Source organism: Nostoc sp. (genome assembly GCF_036917575.1).
Taxonomy (GTDB): domain Bacteria; phylum Cyanobacteriota; class Cyanobacteriia; order Cyanobacteriales; family Nostocaceae; genus Nostoc.
On sequence record NZ_JBALDC010000006.1, the window covers coordinates 21,560 to 39,571 of the forward strand.

The window sequence follows — 18,012 nt, forward strand, 5'->3', positions numbered from 1 at the left end:
AGTTTATGAATCACAAGCCATCAAATCCTAACTCTTGTACAGGCGCGATTAATGAGCCAGCGCGTTGCAGGGAGCAACTGGCGTCGCGTCTCTTCTCCTAACTATTAACTGTAGTCACTACGGCTTCAACTGTAGCTTTTTGTTCCTCAACGTCCACAGAGGTAATTGCCCAACGCAGGGGTTCCCCTTGTTTCTTCAACTCTGTTTCAATTTCTTCTAGTAATTCTGCCGGAGTTTCTTGTAAATCAATTTCTGCGGTAATAAAATGAGTCGTCATCTTGGTAAATCCTGTTGATTTGTAATTTCTAGAATATAGCAATCCGATTTGATTCGGAGAATTACTCGTAAAGACCGGGGACTGGGGAAGGTGGGGCCCCCTCTGGGGATAAGGGGTAATGGGGATTGTGGACTAGGAAGAAGGAATAAAGGTGTACTGAGTTTTTTTCAAAAATCAAATATGAGTCCTATAGCTAATATCAGTTGCGCTGAAATACTTATGTAATTTATCAGATTTGGTAATGTATAAGTAAGTATTTATCAATACTAAAATTTAGAATAACGAGCCGACAAAAAAGAAAAAAGAGGGGGTGTGATTGAACACAGACTCCCGATGAGCAGAAATTGAGAAAAGAATCACCAACTCTCACCTGCTAATATAAAACGTGCCTTGTTAGAAGAATTTTGTCAAAAGGATATTACTGGTTGCCGCTTACGTTTACAACTCGAAAACTGGCTAAACGAGCTGCTATCTGAATCAGCGTCCTAGTTGGTAGATTAGTTCTTTTTGTAAATTCAAGATTCAAAAAGTAGATTCTTTCTTTTGAATTTTGAATTTTGAATTTTGGATTGGAGCGAAGCGACGCTGTATTGCTAACGACTAATAGATGAGAACTACATAGCTATTCAAAAACTAGCTATTAACCATTACTTATTAGCAATAATATAAATTAACACCCGGTTTTATACGTAGGCTGAATCACAATAAATCTAAATAATCCCAAATTTGCAATTTATCTTAGGGTAATGAGTCTGTTTGTTCATCTTCTCGGCGATCTTGATTCATCAACACAATCTGACGCTGGCTGGGATCGAATCGGTATCCTTGTCGTTGCCTAATAACTTTAGCTTCTTGCGGATCGAAGTTACGGTTAAATTCCGCCCGCAAATCATTGACATGTCCTTCCATCAGCTTGACCTCAGTACTTATTTCTCGCAATTTTTCTTGCTGTAACCAATGATAAGGCAACAGTTGTGTTAAAGCAGATGCTGCAACGGCTGTAATCACAAGATTGACCGCTATTTTGGCTGTGCTCTCCAGTGCCATCACTTGGTAAGAACGTTGACGAAGATGCCGCTTTGGTCGAGAAACGATCCGGCGTTTTTGTATAGGTTGTAACGGTGGTCTGGAGGGTTGAATCGCGTTCATGATGCTAAAAAATAACCTCGCTTAGTGAAGGGAAGCACTATCAAGAGTGCTAAGTTATGAGTTTTGTTAGCAGTAGCGGGGGGTTAGCCCGTGCTGAGTTGGAAATCTCACTCAGCACTCAGCACTCAATACTTGGAACTGAATCAAGCACTCAGCACTCCTGAATGCTTGATTTAGCTGTCATATTACTTCATTTTTTTGAAATAGCTACAAGTGTTGTACCAGTTAAAAAATAACCTGGCTTACGTAAGTGCAAGGGTTCTAGATACTTATGACATAAACCCATAAAGTCTGGAAATTGCACCCCGTACTGCCAGGATTATTAGTTTTTTTACTGTGTCACATCAGAGCCTTATTTGTAAAGTTCTGTGGCTAATCGCCAAGCTAGAACTCCTGGGATCAAGGCTACAACTAGAGCGATGTAGACTTGAGTATCTGAGATGGAAGATATCTGAGCAATGTACAGAGTATCTAAGATAGGCATGGCTGAAAACCTCCTAATCTGAATAGATTTTGAACAGTTCGTTTACTACTTTTCCTTGTTTTGCCAGAATTGTGGAATATCTTGTTACAAGATGCAACAAAAGCAGTTATTAGTCAGTAGTTCTTATTTATTCTCCATTAAAAAATTTATAAAAATAATGAATTTATATTTGGGCATCGACTTCGGCACATCTGGTGGACGCGGTGTGGTAATTGACGAGGAAGCCTCTTCTATTCAGACTGAGATACGATATTCCTTCCACGACTCATCAGATGCCGTTACGCCAAAAATTTGGCAGGAAGTTTTGTTTGCGTTGGTGGAACAAATACCTGAAGAGTTGCGGCGAGAAATTAAAGCGATCGCAATTAATGGCACTTCTTCCACCGTCTTACTGGTTGATGCTGCTGGCAATCTAACAGATGCACCATTGTTATATAACGATGCGCGGGGATCGTTGGTGCTAGAGCATTTGAAGAGTATCGCACCCCTTAATCATACTGTCTTAAGTGCCACATCCAGCCTGGCCAAACTTTTGTGGATGAGGCAATTACCCTCTTTTAGCAAAGCTAAATATTTTTTGCATCAAGCAGATTGGCTGGCGTTTCTGTTACATGGACAGTTGGGTATTAGCGATTACCATAATGCTTTAAAGCTGGGTTATGACGTAGAAGAGTTGAAATACCCAGAATGGCTAGAAAATTTGCAAATACCGATTCAGTTACCCAAAGTTTTAACTCCTGGTACTCCGATTGCCAAATTGCGTCCTGAAATTGCGGATAAGTTCGGTTTGCGCCGTGATTGTGTGGTGTGTGCTGGTACAACTGATAGTATTGCCGCTTTTATTGCCAGTGGGGCAAAATTACCTGGTGAAGCCGTGACTTCCCTTGGTTCAACATTGGTACTAAAGTTGCTAAGTCATACCCGTGTAGAAGATGCCAGATATGGAATTTACAGCCATCGCTTGGGAGATTTGTGGCTGACTGGTGGTGCTTCCAATACTGGAGGTGCAGTACTTAAGCAATTTTTCACAAACGCTGAGTTAGAAAGCCTTAGCCAGGAGATTGATGCATCAAAAGCTAGCGAGTTAGATTATTATCCATTGTTGAAGGTAGGCGATCGCTTTCCGATTAACGATCCTAATCTACCGCCACGATTGTCACCACGCCCGGATAATCCAGTGGAATTTTTACATGGGTTATTAGAAAGCCTTGCCCGCATCGAAGCGCGAGGGTATGAATTATTACAAAAAATGGGAGCAGATAAATTGAGCCGTGTTTATACTGCTGGCGGTGGCGCGGCGAATGATACTTGGACTACGATTAGGGCGCGTAATTTGCAGATTCCTGTACTATCGTCAGTGTATACAGAAGCTGCTTACGGCACAGCACTATTGGCAATGGGAGGATGGAAGGAAAAATTAAAAGAGTAATTGTGTAACTATCTTTTTGTAGATATTTCTAAATCAGTATCTATCCCAGTGACAATCGACATATCTCGGGCGATACTAGGATGAATAGATACCGGATTATAGATTCCAGGTTAATTATCTGGGCAGCTATTCGGGGATGGGTGCTTCGCAGCAAGCGAATGTCATCTGTCCCCTTTACTAATTATTGGTGTAATTTATAACTAGCCTAGCGTCGCTAAGAGAATGGTTGTATTAAGGCGATCGCAACAAGCTTTCACTAAAAAAATAAAGCTAAATTATTCGTATCTGTCCATCTTAGGTATCATGACATATAGCAATAGCAAATCGGGTATTTCAGCAGCAAAATCTTTCAAAGCTTTTACAGCGAAATTTATACCTTGTGTAATTTTATAAGTTAAAAAAAGTCTCTAGTTTGTGAATCAACTAGAGAGAAGAGAATGATTTAATGTTCTCTTCAAAAAAATACTTTTTTTACTAAACTTTTTCTTCTGTCTAGTGAACAAGTTCAGGCAGATAAAGTATGATTTTATGTAAAGTTTACTAGTAACAAAAAATACAAAGTAACTGCCTGCAGCATACAGGCACACACCAAATTTCTCGCTTTTGATTTTATCAGGAGCGAGAAACTTCAGTTTTGTATTTTTTATTACTAGCAAACTTCATAGGAAACGATACTTTATCTGCCTAAACTTGTTCACTAGATAGAAGAAAAAGCTTAGTAATGAGAAGTATTCTTTTGATAACAAGACTAAGCAATTTTTTTCTAATTGATTTACAAACTACAGATTAATCTAGTTTTAAAACAAATTTTACATCTGTTTAACAATGCCAAGTAATTTTTTTACACCAGTAGAAGAAAGAGAAAAAATATTTCGCACACAACTAGTTCAATGCGGTGTGTCATCTGAAAAAGCGGTTATTGCCGCCAAAATTTTAGCGTCTGGTCAACCAAATGAGCTTTTGTCATTTGAAGAGATAAAAATTGTTGAAGACGCTCGTCAAAAGTGGTTGTTGTACAGAAATTAGCCTTCTGATTGAGATTTTCTCTGTATTAACAACTGCATCTGCTAGCATCAGCGAAGGGTAATTGCATGATTGCACCCAAAAGTCGGCAACAGTCAATCTAACCGATATCGTAATAATTACCCTTACACACTTTTTGAGTTTGTCAACGTTTCATTTAGAGTAAACCAAATTGTGAGTTGAAAGTAACCGGATGCTGGAAAAACTTTGGGTATTTTGTAGATGCGGATGAATGCCTTACGGCAGTAAGCTGCTTTAATGACAGCAAGCGTAACACAGAGATAAAAAAGTGCAAATCACTAAGCGCAATGTTGAATTAAGAGTAGATGGCAGCTTAATGCGTGTTTATGTTGCAGCTCCCAAAGCAGCAGGAAAATACCCTGGTATTGTCTTCTACAGTGATATTTATCAGTTAGGCGATCCAATGATTCGTTTAGCTAACTACTTAGCAGGATACGGCTATGTAGTAGCAGCCCCAGAAATTTTTCACCGAATTGAGCCAGTTGGTTTAGTAATTGAGCCAGACGATCTCGGAAGAATGCGGGGTAATGACGATGCGCGTCGAACCTCTGTAGCTGATTATGATGCTGATTGCCTTGCGGTGATTGAATTTCTGAAAACAGAGAGTGCGGTTTCTCCAAATCAAATAAGCACTCTCGGCTTTTGTATTGGTGGACATTTAGCTTTCCGCGCCGCATTTCAAAGCGAAATTCGGGCTGCCGTTTGCTGTTACCCTACTGGTATTCCCAGTGGTAAACTGGGTAAAGAGGTAGCCGATACAATCCAAAGGGTAAGTGAAATTAAAGGCGAGATGCTAATGATATTTGGTACTCTTGACCCTCATATACCAGAGAGCGATCGCCAAACCCTAATAAAAGCAATCGAAAATGCTAACATACCTCACCAAGTTTTCTTGTATGAAGCAGAACATACATTCATGCGCGACGACGGTTATCGTTATGATTCTAATGCTAGTACCTCTGCTTGGTCTGAAATAATAACTTTTTTGGGGCGCGTATTTGCAGAGTGAAAACTTATATTATTGCTTTCTTCACGTCAATGTTGAGCTGTCTGCAACGCTAACAAACCAGCACCATAAGCAGGTTCATATCTCGGAAATATCACCTTTACTTCAGGAAAATTATTCATAATTGATGCTACAAACTTCCCATGCATATTGCATCTACCGCGCCATACACTTCCTGTTGTGACGACTTCTAAAGCTGAGTCAACACTAAAAATAGCATCAATTACTGTAGATGTAGCTTTCACTAATTCTTTGACAGCATCATCAATAATAATATTCGCTACTATATCACCTGAGGCTGCTGCAAAATCTACAATTGGTGCTAAAGCCGCTATCTGTTTCACTCCCCATTCTCGCCGATAGACTACTTCTATTAAATCTTCTATACTTTCCAAATCAAGATGCTGTTTGAAATCTTCTAGCAAACTCGTTGATATTTCCCGTCCATCATAAGATTTTAATGCTGCATTCAAGCCAGCGATCGCAATTTTATAGGCACTACCTTCATCTCCTAAAATATACCCCCAGCCACCGACTCGCTTGGTATATCCTTGATGATTTCGCCCAAAAATTATCGAGCCAGTACCTGCTGCAACCACGATTCCTACAGGCTGACCAATTCCACCAACTAAAGCAATTAAAGCATCGTTACAAATTACAATATTCGCTGGCTGTAATGCCCAATTAATAGGCAATATATTATTTTGTAACTCTTTAACTAAATCTTTTATTACTTCAATATCTGCTGCACGGCCAACACCTGCTAAACCCAGACATATCGCGTCAATCTTCACACTCTTGGTAATTATTGCTGCCTCAAGTGCATTGTAAATAGCTGATTGAATAGATTGTAAAGTTGCTTCAATACCTATACTTTGATAATTAGATGGCCCTGTTTCACCACGACCTAGTACTTTACATGAATCGTCCATTAAAACACAAATAGTTTTGCTACCGCCGCCATCTATTCCTAAAACATAACTCATGGATTATAATATTAATTATTTTGATGCTTTACTTGTTCTTTTAAAGGAATAAAAAATAGAGCAATCATTCCAGGAATAGTCAGCAAACAGACCAAGACAAAAAATAATGGATAGCCAAGTACTTTTTGCAAATAACCGCTAACTAATCCAGGTAGCATCATTCCTAAAGCCATAATGCCAGTGGAAATAGCAAAATGAGAAGTTTTATATTCGCCTTGGCAAATATACATTAAATAAACACTAAAAGCTGTAAATCCAAACCCATATCCAAATTGCTCTAAGGAAACCAAGGGATACACTAATGTTAGTGAAGGTTTAGTGTAAGCCATATATACATAAAATACATCAGGTAAATTTAAAGCTAAAGCCATAGGAAACAAACATTTTTTTAACCCATATCTAGAAATTAGCAAGCCTCCTAAAATTCCTCCACAAATCAGGGATATTACCCCAAATGTACCGTAGACTAATCCGACTTCACCTTCTCTTCCTAAAATAGTTCTAAGGAAGCATTTTGCTACGATTCATTGGCACAAAGCCGTAAGCTACATTTCTCTAACACTGGACTCAAGTGGCTTCTTGCCTCCAACCCCAATTTTTGCGCTTGCTTTTCAGTGATTGGCAATTCCCCTATACAAATGCGTGATTTGTCTTGGTCGTCCTTTATTTGTGCCTGTTGTTTCTTCGATAAAAAAAGGCAATTTTGGGACTGACGTATTCCAGCATTTGCGTTGTTTACCGCCGTAGGCATCGCACTGTTTTTTCGATTCCTTCCAAGGTTTGTAACTCAGATGGTGATGTATTTTTATACAGAATCGCCGCGATTTCTTTGACTGCTGCTTGTAACCGTTCTTGTTCTTCTGGGGTCATGGCTATGCTTCCAGTCAGTATTGTCTTATCCTCATACTACACTCCTTAATCAGTATTTCTGCAAAAATGGGATGCTCCCTTTCAGCTCTTCCTCTATCAATTTAAAAATTGGGGTTTCCATTTGATTATTCCTCTTTATTACAAAAACCAAAATTAGTAAATAGATTAATTTTGAATCTATTTTTAAAATATTTCTGGGACTTCAAGCTGTTTGATCAGTCCTGAATAATGCCTATAGATTACTTCAAGAGAATTACCCACCATGTCAGCAACTTGTTTAACACTAATACCTGCTTATAAACATAGGGGAATAAAAGTGTGACGACAGTTATCTTGAGGCAGATAATACCTGATTAATCTATCTTTAACTAAATTAGTTAATACAGGCTTCCAAACTCTATTTAAAAAGTTATGGGTATCTATCTCTCTACTATTGCGTGAATAAAACAATAATGTTTCATCTTCTCCATAACCAATAGACTTTAAGAGTTGTTCTAGCTGATTATTGATTGGGAATAATCTTGTTTGGTGAGTTTTTGTATCCTTTCTAATCTTTAGATCAGATGGTACAGCTTCAGCAAAGGTGATGTGAGTTTTACTAATATGTTTCCACTTCAAAGCTACAGCTTCTTCAGGTCTACACCCTGTAAGAAATAGAAGGCTAACATAATTTACATAGTATGAATGAAGACGTGATGAATGCTTAGAACAATATTTATTGCTAGTAAAAGCATCAATAATAGTATTTATTTCCTCTTTGTTAAAAGTGAGTATAGTGCTATCTTTTCTTTTGGTCTTTATACCACTAACTAAGTCTTTGAAAGTATTATTCTCTATTAGTTTGGATAAAACCGCCCACTTACAGCAAGCACTAAACTGTTTCAAAGTACGCTTGGCCGTTTCAGCAGAGTAAGTACTTAGCAAATAATCGCGTATAATTATTGATTTAGTAGTATCAATAGTTGGTAATACTTTTATACGCTTACTAATTAATGAATAATCGCGGAGAATAGTTGATTGTTCTACCTGATCGCTTCTGAACTCAACATATTTCTCCCACAGCTCCCCTAAGTTATAAGTTCGCTCTTTGGTGGATGTAGGGTCTAGAATAGCTTGGATTTTGTACCTAGTCAGTGTGAAATCAAAGTGACCAGCTAGTATATCTAATTCAGCTTGACGTGCCTTAAGCTCAGCAACGACTCTATTCTCAGGAGTGTCCACTAAATGGAGAGATAAGTATTTCTGATTACTATTGAATAGAAGTCTAGGAAATCTTAATCTTAAGCGACTTTTCAGGGTTTCAATTCCAACTTTCATGACTATCAGCTTGCTAAAGGAGCATAGTCAGAAAATAGTCAATAAGAGCCTTATATAGAAATTCAGCTCCTTATTACCATTTCTGAATAGGAGCTGAAACCCTTATGTAGTCTTACTTTTGTGATGCCAGGAACCGGACTTGAACCGGTGACACGAGGATTTTCAGTCCTCTGCTCTACCAACTGAGCTATCCCGGCTAGGGCTTTTGTTAGCCACGATTAATCAATGTAGCAAACATCTAAGAATATAGCAAGTCTTTGAAGAAAAATAGTTATGCAGCTTTCAAAGTCAACTTAAACCAGATGAAAACAGCTACAAATAGTAGAAACTGGACAAGAACAATACTTGGCCCAGAAGCCAGGTTGAAAATACCTGACACCATGATGCCAGTAATGCTGCTGACGGAACCAACTATCACTGACATGACTAAAAAGCGGCTAAAGTGGTGACTTATCAGTTTGGCGGTAGAGGCGGGAATGACCAAAAAGGCGTTTACTAGTAAAACACCGACAGCTTTAATGGCGACAGCAACGGCGAGTGAAAGCAAAACCACAAAGGCGTAGCGGTACAATTGGACGGGAACGCCTTGAACTTGGGCAACATCGGGGTTAAGGGTTAATAAAATTTGCTGTCGCAGAGTTGATAGTAAAAATATGCTACCTCCCACAAGGACTAGCAGCGTCAAAATCAAATCTGTAGTATCGATCGCTAGAATATCCCCGAACAGTACAGCCATCAAGTTGCCACGATATCCTTTAATTAGGCTTGTGAGAATTAAACCGATTGCTAATGCCCCAGATAGCACTATGCTAAGTATGCTATCGCTAGCTAAGTCGGTTTTGTCGATAAAGTAGAGGACAATAACCCCAAAAACTAAGGTAAAAGGTAACAGCATCCAAGTAGGATTTATTTGTAGCAGCACACCTAACGCCACACCTACTAATGCTGCATGACCAACTGCGTGGCTGAAAAATGATAATTGGCGCAAGGTGACAAAACTACCCAACATCCCGCCAAGTATCCCCATCAAGGCAGCACCGACGATCGCACGCTGTATCGAAGGAAGTTGTAACAACTCTAGCAAGTCATTACCACTAGCGATCGCTAACCAAGTTATCTGACAATTATTGAAGAAATTCATACTTATGAACATTAATGTTGGTGCTGGTAGCGACTGAAACCTGGGCCGTAGGTTGCTAACAGGTTTTGCGGTGAAAGGGCAATTTCTGGCTTACCAGTACAAACAATGCTTTGGTTCAGGCAAAGCACGCGATCGCAATGCCGATTGACCATATCAATATCGTGAGAAACTTGTAATACTGTCCAACCTTCCTCTCGCTTTAATTCATTGAGCAAAGCGTAAAAATCTGCTGCACCCTGCACATCAACACCAGCAAAGGCTTCATCTAGTACTAAGAGTTTCCGAGGCATTACTAAACAATAAGCCAATAAAACCCGCTTGAGCTGACCGCCACTAAGAGTACCAATAGCTTGATGCTGTAAATGATAAGCATCGGTTCGCCGTAAAGCTTCTGTTACTGCTGCCGATTTTTCTCGGTCTTGTCTCCCCAGCTGGGAAAAAAATGAACTCTTTTTTTTCCCTTCCTTAGTCCATCCCAGTCCAACTAATTCGCTGACAGAAATAGGAAAGCTCCGGTCAAAAATGAAGTTTTGCGGCATATAGCCCAACGTGTGGCGTAAATGCCCTAATCTGGAAATTGGACGACCCAAGATTTGAATCGTACCAGCATTTCGAGGTATCAAATCTAAAACTGCTTTTACCAGGGTACTTTTACCAGCACCATTAGGGCCAACAATGGCTGTATCTGTTCCTGGCAATAATTCAAAGGAAACATCTCGAACAGTTAGATAGCTGCCTTGATAGACAGTTAATTCTTTTACTTTCAAAATAGGAATGTCATTAGTCATTGGTCACTTGTACTGAGCGTAGTCGAAGTATTGGTCATTGGTCACTTGTACTGAGCGTAGTCGAAGTATTAGTCATTGGTCATTTGCAAAGGACAAAGGACAACTGACAAATGACAAATCTATTTACACGATGTTTCCAGAGTTTGCAAATTAGCTTTCATTGCCTTGAAATAATGCTGTGGATCTGTTTCGCCAGTTTCTAGAGAATCCAGAGTACGCAAATTTAATTTCAAGTCTTTAGATAGGCTGTTTAGCAGTTTATTATCTACTCCTGGTTCACTAAATAAAGCTTTAACTTTGTATTTTTTCACAGCGTTGACGGCATTTTGGACATCTGTTGGTGAAAGTTGGTCTTCGGGAATTTGCACCACAGCAACTTGTTTGAGGTTATAGCGTTTGGCTAAATATGGAAACGCATCATGAAAGGTAATAAAGGTGCAACTGGGATTTTTCTGCAAAGTCTGCTGAAATTCGCTGTTTAAACTTTCTAATTCTTTAATATAAGCCGTAGCATTTGCTTCGTAAGTAGCTTTGTTAGAAGGGTCGGCAGCAATTAATCCATCCTTAATATTTGTTACCTGTTGTTTTGCTAAAACTGGATCTAACCAAACGTGAGGATTACCTTGACTATGTTCGTGGTCTTTTTCTTCTTGGGCTGTTTTCACGACAGGTGAAATTTCATTTAAAGGTTTAATACCAATACTTGCATCAATTTCAGTTAATTGGGGATTTTGAGCATTTTTGACAGTACCTTCCAGAAATTCCTCCAAGCCTAAACCATTTTTTACTAACACTTTAGCAGTAGCGATCGCTTTGACATTTGCTGGTGTCGCTTGGTATTCATGTACCTCCGTACCAGGTGGTACTAGAATTTCTACATCTGCTACATCCCCAGCTACTGCCTTAGTAAACAAATATATCGGCAAAAATGTCGCTACTACTTTAGTTTTTCCTGACTGCGCCTGTGGGGTAGAAGCAGCTTCCTGTGCTTGCGGCGACTGTTCGGAAGTTGTTCTTTGATTTGGATTCGATTGGCTACACCCAGTAGCCATTGACAACATTAGCAGAGCAATTATGGGCAAGATGCCGCTTCTTTGTCTACCTGTTCTGACTTCTGTGCAATTCACAATCACAATTTTTCTCCTCCAAACGGATGCTTGCTTTACCTCTGTCATCATCGCTATTGACAATGGGAAGTATTCTAAATTTTATACTATAATCATTCTCATTCTCATTTTTATTCCATAATATCATTCTGGGTTTACTGTGTAATGAGTAACAACAAAACTTTTTCAGTAGGTACAGCCTTCTGCAATTGAGTTTTCCCTAAATAATTAGGATTTCTTGACTTTTTTGTTAAAAATATTGCTGAATTCTGATAAGATTACTGAGAAAGATTTTCATGAAATATACGTTTAAAAAAATGTGGTTTGGGTGTGAATTGGAGATCAATGTGAGAATAAAAATGCAAAAATTCTGTAAATATCTGCTAGTTAGTCCAGCAATCTGCGGTGTAATGCTATTTGTGAATACTGCTACATTTGCAGGTGAAATATCCAAGACGTCTGAAATCAATCAACCACAAGTTTTAGCTAATCCAGACAAAAAAGCTGAGAACATAGCGCCAGATCAGACAATGGCGCAAGTTACCTCTGTATCTCAATTTTCTGACGTACAACCTACTGACTGGGCATTCCAAGCATTGCAGTCCTTAGTTGAGCGCTATGGCTGCATTGCAGGATACCCAAATAGCACTTATCGCGGTAATCGGGCATTAACGCGATATGAGTTTGCTGCTGGTTTGAATGCTTGTCTTGATCGCGTTAACGAACTTATTGCTACAGCCACTGGCGATTTAGTTAACAAACAAGATTTAGCCACATTACAAAAGCTGCAAAAAGATTTTTCCGCAGAACTGGCGACACTCCGAGGTCGTGTGGATGCAGTAGAAGCACGCAGTGCTGAATTGGAGGCGAATCGGTTTTCAACCACAACCAAACTGAATGGAGAAGTGGTAGTAGCGATCGCAGATGTTATCGCTGGAGACACAGTTAATGGTCAAGAAGTCAATCAAAATACTGTTCTTGGAGACCGGGTGCGTCTGAACCTTGATACCAGTTTTACTGGCCAAGATTTACTCAGAACACGACTTCAGGCAACAAACCTAGACCCTTTCTCTGGGACTGCTACCTTTACACCAGAAGGTGACTTGCGATTTGCTGGTGGTAACAATAATAATGGAGTTGTGATAGACGCACTGTTGTATCAGTTTCCTCTCGGTAAGAAAACAGGCATAACTCTGGAAGCAAATGCAGGTGCAATTGATGATTTCACTAACACAGTCAACCCGTACTTAGATGGGGACGGTGGTACTGGTGCCGTTTCCCATTTTGGGACTCGCAACCCAATTTATTATTTAGTCAATGGTACTGGTATAGGAATAAAACACGAGTTCAGCGATCGGCTAGAATTAAGCTTTGGGTATTTAGCGAATGATGCTGCTAACCCTCAGCTAGGCTCTGGACTGTTCAACGGTGCTTATGGTGCCATGGGGCAGTTAACTGTTAAGCCTAGCAACCAAATTACTCTTGGTTTGACCTACATTAACGCTTACAAAAATACTTTTTTTGCCAATGGTAGTGGTGGTAGCAATAACGCTAATGACAACATATTGCAGAATGCTTCCAGTAACTCCTACGGTATAGAAGCATCCTTTCAACCTAGCTCAAAATTTGTGATTGGTGGTTGGGCTGGCTTGACCAAAGCTCGTGTCCTTTCAGTCGGTGATGCTGACATCTGGAACTATGCCGTTACACTGGCTTTCCCGGATCTTGGTAAAACAGGTAACATTGCAGGTATTATTGCGGGTATGGAACCTAAAGTTACCAGTGTAAGTAATTCTCTCAGAAATGCAGGTATCAACAAAGATCCAGACACTTCATATCATATTGAAGGTTTTTATCAATATAAGCTGAGTGACAATATCAGCATCACCCCAGCAGTTATCTGGCTGACAGCACCAGACCATAACAATCAAAACGATGATATTGTGATTGGTACAGTGAGAACCACATTCACTTTCTAATTTTGAAAATCTTAAAAGAAGACGCAAATTTATCTTTTGCGTCTTCTTTTTGTGTATTGCTTTAAAGATCAACCTCAGCATTTTTATCGAACTTGATATCTTAAAACAATGCAAGTTCAATAGATAGGAAAGGTCAAAAAGGTTGCTAGATATGAATTTGCTCAACTGAACATCCACGCAGCCTGAAAAAAGTCGCGCTCACAAAACATTGCATAACGATAAGTTGAATGCACAATAGAATTGCTAGCGGCATAATTGTCAACTAAATTTTCTAATTGTTGTGTTAGTGGTTGAAAATCTGCGCTGCTATAAGTACGAATCCAGTCTGCATATTGATGATTAGGAATACCGTTACAAGCCAATTTTTCTCCTAAAAAGGCATACAGACGCATACAGGGAGACATCGCCGCAGCAGTTAAACCCACATCTTTGCTCCAAGCAGTTGCTAACAAAAAATCAGTATAGCGGCGGGTGGCAGACGCAGGTTCTACAGCATACAAATTGACTCCCCACTCATAAGCATAGCTAGTATGCAGACGTAGTTCTTCTAAAACTCCACTAGCTAAATTATGAAATGTAGTAAAACCTAACCAGTCTGGTGCTTTAGCTGCGGCGATACTGTAGGCACGCGCAAAAGCTTCTAAGAAAAAAGCATCTTGCCCTACGTAGTAAGCAAATTTAGCTTGCTCAAGAGTACCATCACCAATGCCTCGAACAAAAGGATGCTCTAGGCAAGCTTGGGCTAAGTCTTGATTTGCTGCCCATAAATCTTTAGATAAGTCATTTGTCATTTGTTATTTATCATTTGTTAACTGTTATTATCTCCTTTAAAAAGGGAAGAACTGAAGCAAGACTGAGCCAATACTTCCCAAAAACTCAAGGAAGTTGGGCTTACCAGTACTTACCTTCTCATTAATAGGCGTTTGCAGTTCTTTAACAAAAGCTTGGGCTGTTAGGGTTCCAGTATTGTTGTTTTGGGATGTAAACAATTTTTCTGCAACTTGAGCATCTTGGAATGCACCTTGTCTATCTATTATTTGGTAACGGGCGACACCACGAGCTAGATAAGCATCTGCATATTCTGGTTTAATTGCGATCGCTTGATTAAAATAACTGATTGCTTGCTGTTGGTTGCCTTTTTGTGCTTCTGCTACACCCAAAGCATAAAATTCTGCTGGTGAAGCAATTTGTGATGGTATAGCAACTGCACCTTGAAAGTTAGTCCCATTCAAGTAAGCGCCAGTCAGTTCTGCATTTGCTAAATAAGTATTTCTCAAATCAGCACCCGTCAAATTTGCGCCATTAAATTTAGCTTCGCTGAGGTTAACGCCAAATAAACTCGCGCCACTTAAATTTGCACCCCGCAAATCTGCGCCGCTCAAGTTTGCGCGGCTGAGGTTCGCACCTGTGAGATTAGCACCGCTCAAACTGGCTCCAGATAAGTCAGCCATCACTAAACCTGCATTTGTCAAATCACAGTTTTGACATTGTTTGGTTGCTAATAAGTGTTTAACATCTTCAGAATTTGCTGCTTGTACGGTTGTTGTCAAACTAATCGTGGTTAAAAATGCAACTGCACTTATAATTTGGTTTTTCATATTTGTGTAGTCTTTTTAACTCAGTAATAATATTAACTGAGATGGATTTATACCTCAGCATTATGATATGAGCAATCTCAACAATTTGCCCTCTGTAGTTGTCTATATCACTAATAAATTGGCGATGCCTTTCCTATGGAAGGCTATGCTAAAGGATGGTAGAAAAGTCCTCAAGTTATCAATTGAGCCGATAATACCAATTTAATATGAAGCTGCATAATATAAGAGTGGCTTGCAAACTCCATAAATTTAAATCCCTATGAGCCGCCGATTTAAGATTGCGATCGCACAAAGCGAAGAGGAATTGAAAAAACGTCTACAGACAGCTAGGTTAGGAAACCAAAAAGAAAAACTCCAGATGCTGTGGTGGCTCAAAACTGGACAGGTAAAGGAGCAGCAGCAAATAGGGGAACGCTTGGGCCGAGACACTTCAACAGTCACAAGATGGTTACAGAAATACCGTAATGGTGGAATTTCAAGCTTATTAGAAATCAAGAAGGCACCAGGGGCAAGTCGAAAAATTAGCGATGACGCGATCGCGGCACTTAAACACGAGTTAGAAACAGGTGAAGGGTTTAGTAGTTATGGTGCAATCGTTGAGTGGTTGGAAAAGGAACATGGGCAATGTATATAGCAACTGTAACATCTAGATAATTAATATTTTTTCAAATCAAGTAAATTGTAGAGTAGTATCCAAGCCTAAAGCTTGCCCTAAAAACTGGATTAGTCATTGTCATCAGAGATACTCTCGCTTGAGAGCAAAATCATAGATTTGCTTTTGTATACCCTGATTTTAAATAAATATGAGACTATAGAAATATTAAGGCAGTCAGAAAAACGTGAGTCAGCAAGACAAACTCTTAGAAAAAATTCTCTCTGGGACTTCTGATACAGATATCCCCTTCGCCCAACTGTGGCAACTTTTATATACACTAGGCTTTGAAGAACGGATTCGTGGCGATCATCGTATTTTTGTCAAAGCTGGTGTTGAGGAAATATTGAACCTGCAACATAAAAAAGGAAAAGCTAAAAGCTATCAAATTAAACAAGTTCGCGCAGTGATTCTCAAATATAAACTAGGAAGAAAAAATGATATTTCGGTATGAAATTATTCTTTATTGGAGTGAATTAGATCGAGCCTTTATTGCTGAAGTCCCAGAGTTATCAGGCTGTGCTGCTGACGGTGATACTTATCAAGAAGCCTTGCATAATGTAGAATTAGTTGTGCAGGAATGGATAGAAATGGCTAAGGATTTGGGGCGTCAAGTTCCTGAACATAAACCGCGTTTGATGTACATTTAATTGATATACAAGCTAATTCAAGCTTACTTCTCAGCCTGATCATAAATATTTGATATATCCTAGATACGAATTAGAAAAATTTTCGCTATGGCGCTTCTCATTTGTTCTGATCTCTCTCCAAACCTCTCTTTTAGAAGAAGAGAGACTTTGAATCTTACTCTCTAACCTACGCAGTTTAAAGTTAGTAGCGCTAATTCAAGATATTGAGTTATACTAAATTTGCTGTAAATTCACTGTTGTGGAGATAACAGGGGAAGTATAAATGAATAACTTAGCTATTAGCAACCTTACAAATAACCATAATATGTGATTTATATTTGTTAGCAGTATAGTGAATAAGTTGTAATCCAGAACGTTCTAGTTCTTGTAACAATTTAGGAATTTCATACTTGTGATGTCGCCAAATAGTAATCTCTTCACCTTTAGAGATTTCAATATTTTTCTCTATCCCCATCTGACTAAAATTTATGATGTAATCATGACGTAGTTTCAGATTAGCAACAATACTATCTGTTTTTAAATCATACTTCCTTACCAGTTCGCAATCTTCAGATTTAATCCCAATTTTCTTTTTAACCCATCCATAGACTTCTTCTACATGGTACTTGCAGCCACCTCTCACTATTCCGTCCCATTTAGAGTTAGAACCAGTTTCGTTAGTAAATACTAAAAAATCATTTTTTTCCATGCTATCTCTAAAGTTTTTGAACACCTCCTCTCTATTTTGATGATTTCCAATGGTAACTCCTAAGTGCAAAAATATTTTGGCTGTATTATCAATTTCAAGACTATCTTGATTTCGGAATAAAACTTTGGGAACAGAACTACTTTCTATGTCAATTGTCGAACTGATAAACTCGACTAGTGGAAACCATTTGATAAAATTAGTTTTGGATACATGAAGTAATTGTTCACTAATATCTAAAGCTATATATTTATTAATTTTTCCTAATTTATTTAGTTTATAAATAAAGTTTTTAACTGGATAAGAATTACCTGCACCAACGTCTATAATATTTACTTTTTCACCAGTTTTTATATTGCTATTCAGATATTTAAAATTATCTTTTAAAAGGTCAATTTCTACATTTGCTCTTCTATACCATCTTGGAATAACATATTTCTGGTAAAAATCATCCCAAATCTTTGCACCTCTCCCTTTGTAGGAATACTTGAGAGGGATTTCTCGTCTGACTTCTAATGCATGAATTATCTCTAAAACTTCTTCTTCAGAAAAAAGAGAGTAGAACTCAGAACTTGGCTTTGCTGTGCGACTGATAGCAGGTGAAATATCTAAGGGAAGTCGAGAATTGCTATGAAAATTTTGAGCCATTATTGTTGTTCTTTGATTTTCTTCGGTCTTGAAATTGATTAGCTGCAATGTTTGCTAAAAATGTATTCTCCCATGCTACTGTCCCAAAACCTGGAATTGTCATCACAAAGGGCTGTTCTCTATCTCACATTTTCTACTCTCAAAGAAAAAATTGGTTTTTTACAATCAAAGTACGAGATAATTTTCCAAAGATACAGGGATGA

General features: G+C 38.8%; 20 protein-coding genes and 1 tRNA gene. 7 read left to right on the forward strand and 14 right to left on the reverse strand.

What is annotated here, in order from left to right:
- Positions 1–97: 97 nt before the first annotated feature.
- The 3 genes from V7K79_RS01105 to psaM all read right to left on the reverse strand — a co-directional run bounded on the left by V7K79_RS01105 (position 98) and on the right by psaM (position 1,868).
- On the reverse strand, positions 98–277 hold the full coding sequence (locus V7K79_RS01105; RefSeq protein ID WP_335043902.1) for a hypothetical protein: 180 nt from the start codon (positions 275–277) through the stop codon (positions 98–100).
- 738 nt (positions 278–1,015) lie between these two features.
- Complete coding sequence (locus V7K79_RS01110) at positions 1,016–1,426, reverse strand: hypothetical protein (protein ID WP_335043904.1); 411 nt, start codon at positions 1,424–1,426, stop codon at positions 1,016–1,018.
- A gap of 352 nt (positions 1,427–1,778) precedes the next feature.
- Positions 1,779–1,868 carry a photosystem I reaction center subunit XII gene (psaM, locus tag V7K79_RS01115; RefSeq protein WP_040630342.1) on the reverse strand — a complete coding sequence of 30 codons (90 nt, stop codon included), beginning with the start codon at positions 1,866–1,868 and terminating at the stop codon, positions 1,779–1,781.
- A gap of 199 nt (positions 1,869–2,067) precedes the next feature.
- Here psaM and V7K79_RS01120 point away from each other — a divergent pair, with 199 nt between their 5' ends.
- The 3 genes from V7K79_RS01120 (at position 2,068) to V7K79_RS01130 (ending at position 5,392) form a co-directional block, all read left to right on the forward strand.
- Positions 2,068–3,339: an FGGY-family carbohydrate kinase gene (locus tag V7K79_RS01120; RefSeq protein WP_335043907.1), complete on the forward strand. Its 1,272-nt coding sequence runs from the start codon at positions 2,068–2,070 to the stop codon at positions 3,337–3,339.
- 825 nt (positions 3,340–4,164) lie between these two features.
- Positions 4,165–4,365, forward strand: a complete 201-nt coding sequence (locus V7K79_RS01125; protein ID WP_335043908.1) for a hypothetical protein — start codon at positions 4,165–4,167, stop codon at positions 4,363–4,365.
- Positions 4,366–4,651: 286 nt separating this feature from the next.
- Entirely contained in the window at positions 4,652–5,392 is a 741-nt protein-coding gene (locus tag V7K79_RS01130) for a dienelactone hydrolase family protein (RefSeq protein ID WP_335043909.1), read from the forward strand.
- 26 nt (positions 5,393–5,418) lie between these two features.
- On the opposite strand, the gene V7K79_RS01135 is transcribed toward V7K79_RS01130, so the two are convergent.
- From V7K79_RS01135 to V7K79_RS01170, 8 genes are all read right to left on the reverse strand, one after another.
- The gene (locus V7K79_RS01135) at positions 5,419–6,375 is read right to left on the reverse strand and encodes an N-acetylglucosamine kinase (protein WP_335043910.1); all 957 of its coding nucleotides are present in this window, start codon (positions 6,373–6,375) and stop codon (positions 5,419–5,421) included.
- An 11-nt stretch (positions 6,376–6,386) separates the two neighbouring features.
- Positions 6,387–6,899: an MFS transporter gene (locus tag V7K79_RS01140; protein ID WP_335044130.1), complete on the reverse strand. Its 513-nt coding sequence runs from the start codon at positions 6,897–6,899 to the stop codon at positions 6,387–6,389.
- Between the two features lie 211 nt (positions 6,900–7,110).
- Positions 7,111–7,245: a hypothetical protein gene (locus V7K79_RS01145; RefSeq protein ID WP_335043913.1), complete on the reverse strand. Its 135-nt coding sequence runs from the start codon at positions 7,243–7,245 to the stop codon at positions 7,111–7,113.
- Positions 7,246–7,539: 294 nt separating this feature from the next.
- Positions 7,540–8,562, reverse strand: coding sequence for a tyrosine-type recombinase/integrase (locus tag V7K79_RS01150; RefSeq protein ID WP_335043916.1), 1,023 nt, complete (start codon positions 8,560–8,562; stop codon positions 7,540–7,542).
- A gap of 124 nt (positions 8,563–8,686) precedes the next feature.
- Positions 8,687–8,759: transfer RNA gene (locus V7K79_RS01155), tRNA-Phe, on the reverse strand.
- A 74-nt stretch (positions 8,760–8,833) separates the two neighbouring features.
- Positions 8,834–9,703 carry a metal ABC transporter permease gene (locus tag V7K79_RS01160; RefSeq protein WP_335044132.1) on the reverse strand — a complete coding sequence of 290 codons (870 nt, stop codon included), beginning with the start codon at positions 9,701–9,703 and terminating at the stop codon, positions 8,834–8,836.
- Positions 9,704–9,714: 11 nt separating this feature from the next.
- Complete coding sequence (locus V7K79_RS01165; protein ID WP_335043918.1) at positions 9,715–10,491, reverse strand: metal ABC transporter ATP-binding protein; 777 nt, start codon at positions 10,489–10,491, stop codon at positions 9,715–9,717.
- Between the two features lie 119 nt (positions 10,492–10,610).
- The gene (locus tag V7K79_RS01170; protein WP_442938880.1) at positions 10,611–11,552 is read right to left on the reverse strand and encodes a metal ABC transporter substrate-binding protein; all 942 of its coding nucleotides are present in this window, start codon (positions 11,550–11,552) and stop codon (positions 10,611–10,613) included.
- Between the two features lie 404 nt (positions 11,553–11,956).
- On the opposite strand from V7K79_RS01170, the gene V7K79_RS01175 reads away from it, so the two are divergent.
- The gene (locus tag V7K79_RS01175) at positions 11,957–13,576 is read left to right on the forward strand and encodes an iron uptake porin (RefSeq protein WP_335043922.1); all 1,620 of its coding nucleotides are present in this window, start codon (positions 11,957–11,959) and stop codon (positions 13,574–13,576) included.
- 161 nt (positions 13,577–13,737) lie between these two features.
- Here the strand turns inward: V7K79_RS01175 and V7K79_RS01180 are convergent, their stop codons facing one another.
- Both V7K79_RS01180 and V7K79_RS01185 read right to left on the reverse strand, forming a co-directional pair.
- Positions 13,738–14,367, reverse strand: a complete 630-nt coding sequence (locus tag V7K79_RS01180) for a TenA family protein (RefSeq protein WP_335043925.1) — start codon at positions 14,365–14,367, stop codon at positions 13,738–13,740.
- A 36-nt stretch (positions 14,368–14,403) separates the two neighbouring features.
- Positions 14,404–15,174: a pentapeptide repeat-containing protein gene (locus V7K79_RS01185; protein WP_335043927.1), complete on the reverse strand. Its 771-nt coding sequence runs from the start codon at positions 15,172–15,174 to the stop codon at positions 14,404–14,406.
- A 259-nt stretch (positions 15,175–15,433) separates the two neighbouring features.
- Between V7K79_RS01185 and V7K79_RS01190 the strand changes: the two genes are divergently transcribed.
- The 3 genes from V7K79_RS01190 (at position 15,434) to V7K79_RS01200 (ending at position 16,476) form a co-directional block, all read left to right on the forward strand.
- Positions 15,434–15,808 carry a helix-turn-helix domain-containing protein gene (locus V7K79_RS01190; RefSeq protein ID WP_335043929.1) on the forward strand — a complete coding sequence of 125 codons (375 nt, stop codon included), beginning with the start codon at positions 15,434–15,436 and terminating at the stop codon, positions 15,806–15,808.
- A gap of 205 nt (positions 15,809–16,013) precedes the next feature.
- The gene (locus tag V7K79_RS01195) at positions 16,014–16,280 is read left to right on the forward strand and encodes a type II toxin-antitoxin system HicA family toxin (RefSeq protein ID WP_335043931.1); all 267 of its coding nucleotides are present in this window, start codon (positions 16,014–16,016) and stop codon (positions 16,278–16,280) included.
- Entirely contained in the window at positions 16,264–16,476 is a 213-nt protein-coding gene (locus tag V7K79_RS01200) for a type II toxin-antitoxin system HicB family antitoxin (RefSeq protein ID WP_335043933.1), read from the forward strand. Before V7K79_RS01195 ends, V7K79_RS01200 begins: the two co-directional genes overlap by 17 nt.
- A 271-nt stretch (positions 16,477–16,747) precedes the next feature.
- Here the strand turns inward: V7K79_RS01200 and V7K79_RS01205 are convergent, their stop codons facing one another.
- Positions 16,748–17,809, reverse strand: coding sequence for an L-histidine N(alpha)-methyltransferase (locus tag V7K79_RS01205; protein WP_335043935.1), 1,062 nt, complete (start codon positions 17,807–17,809; stop codon positions 16,748–16,750).
- Between the last annotated feature and the right edge of the window lie 203 nt (positions 17,810–18,012).

Bases quoted from the DNA above. Each gene is read 5' to 3' on its own strand.
- V7K79_RS01135 (WP_335043910.1), bottom strand. From the start codon at position 6,375: ATGAGTTATGTTTTAGGAATAGATGGCGGCGGTAGCAAAACTATTTGT.
- V7K79_RS01110 (WP_335043904.1), bottom strand. From the start codon at position 1,426: ATGAACGCGATTCAACCCTCCAGACCACCGTTACAACCTATACAAAAA.
- V7K79_RS01190 (WP_335043929.1), top strand. From the start codon at position 15,434: ATGAGCCGCCGATTTAAGATTGCGATCGCACAAAGCGAAGAGGAATTG.
- V7K79_RS01160 (WP_335044132.1), bottom strand. From the start codon at position 9,703: ATGAATTTCTTCAATAATTGTCAGATAACTTGGTTAGCGATCGCTAGT.
- V7K79_RS01145 (WP_335043913.1), bottom strand. From the start codon at position 7,245: ATGACCCCAGAAGAACAAGAACGGTTACAAGCAGCAGTCAAAGAAATC.
- V7K79_RS01205 (WP_335043935.1), bottom strand. From the start codon at position 17,809: ATGGCTCAAAATTTTCATAGCAATTCTCGACTTCCCTTAGATATTTCA.
- V7K79_RS01125 (WP_335043908.1), top strand. From the start codon at position 4,165: ATGCCAAGTAATTTTTTTACACCAGTAGAAGAAAGAGAAAAAATATTT.
- V7K79_RS01170 (WP_442938880.1), bottom strand. From the start codon at position 11,552: ATGTTGTCAATGGCTACTGGGTGTAGCCAATCGAATCCAAATCAAAGA.
- V7K79_RS01200 (WP_335043933.1), top strand. From the start codon at position 16,264: ATGATATTTCGGTATGAAATTATTCTTTATTGGAGTGAATTAGATCGA.
- V7K79_RS01165 (WP_335043918.1), bottom strand. From the start codon at position 10,491: ATGACTAATGACATTCCTATTTTGAAAGTAAAAGAATTAACTGTCTAT.
- V7K79_RS01180 (WP_335043925.1), bottom strand. From the start codon at position 14,367: ATGACAAATGACTTATCTAAAGATTTATGGGCAGCAAATCAAGACTTA.
- V7K79_RS01120 (WP_335043907.1), top strand. From the start codon at position 2,068: ATGAATTTATATTTGGGCATCGACTTCGGCACATCTGGTGGACGCGGT.
- V7K79_RS01105 (WP_335043902.1), bottom strand. From the start codon at position 277: ATGACGACTCATTTTATTACCGCAGAAATTGATTTACAAGAAACTCCG.
- V7K79_RS01175 (WP_335043922.1), top strand. From the start codon at position 11,957: ATGCAAAAATTCTGTAAATATCTGCTAGTTAGTCCAGCAATCTGCGGT.
- V7K79_RS01185 (WP_335043927.1), bottom strand. From the start codon at position 15,174: ATGAAAAACCAAATTATAAGTGCAGTTGCATTTTTAACCACGATTAGT.
- V7K79_RS01150 (WP_335043916.1), bottom strand. From the start codon at position 8,562: ATGAAAGTTGGAATTGAAACCCTGAAAAGTCGCTTAAGATTAAGATTT.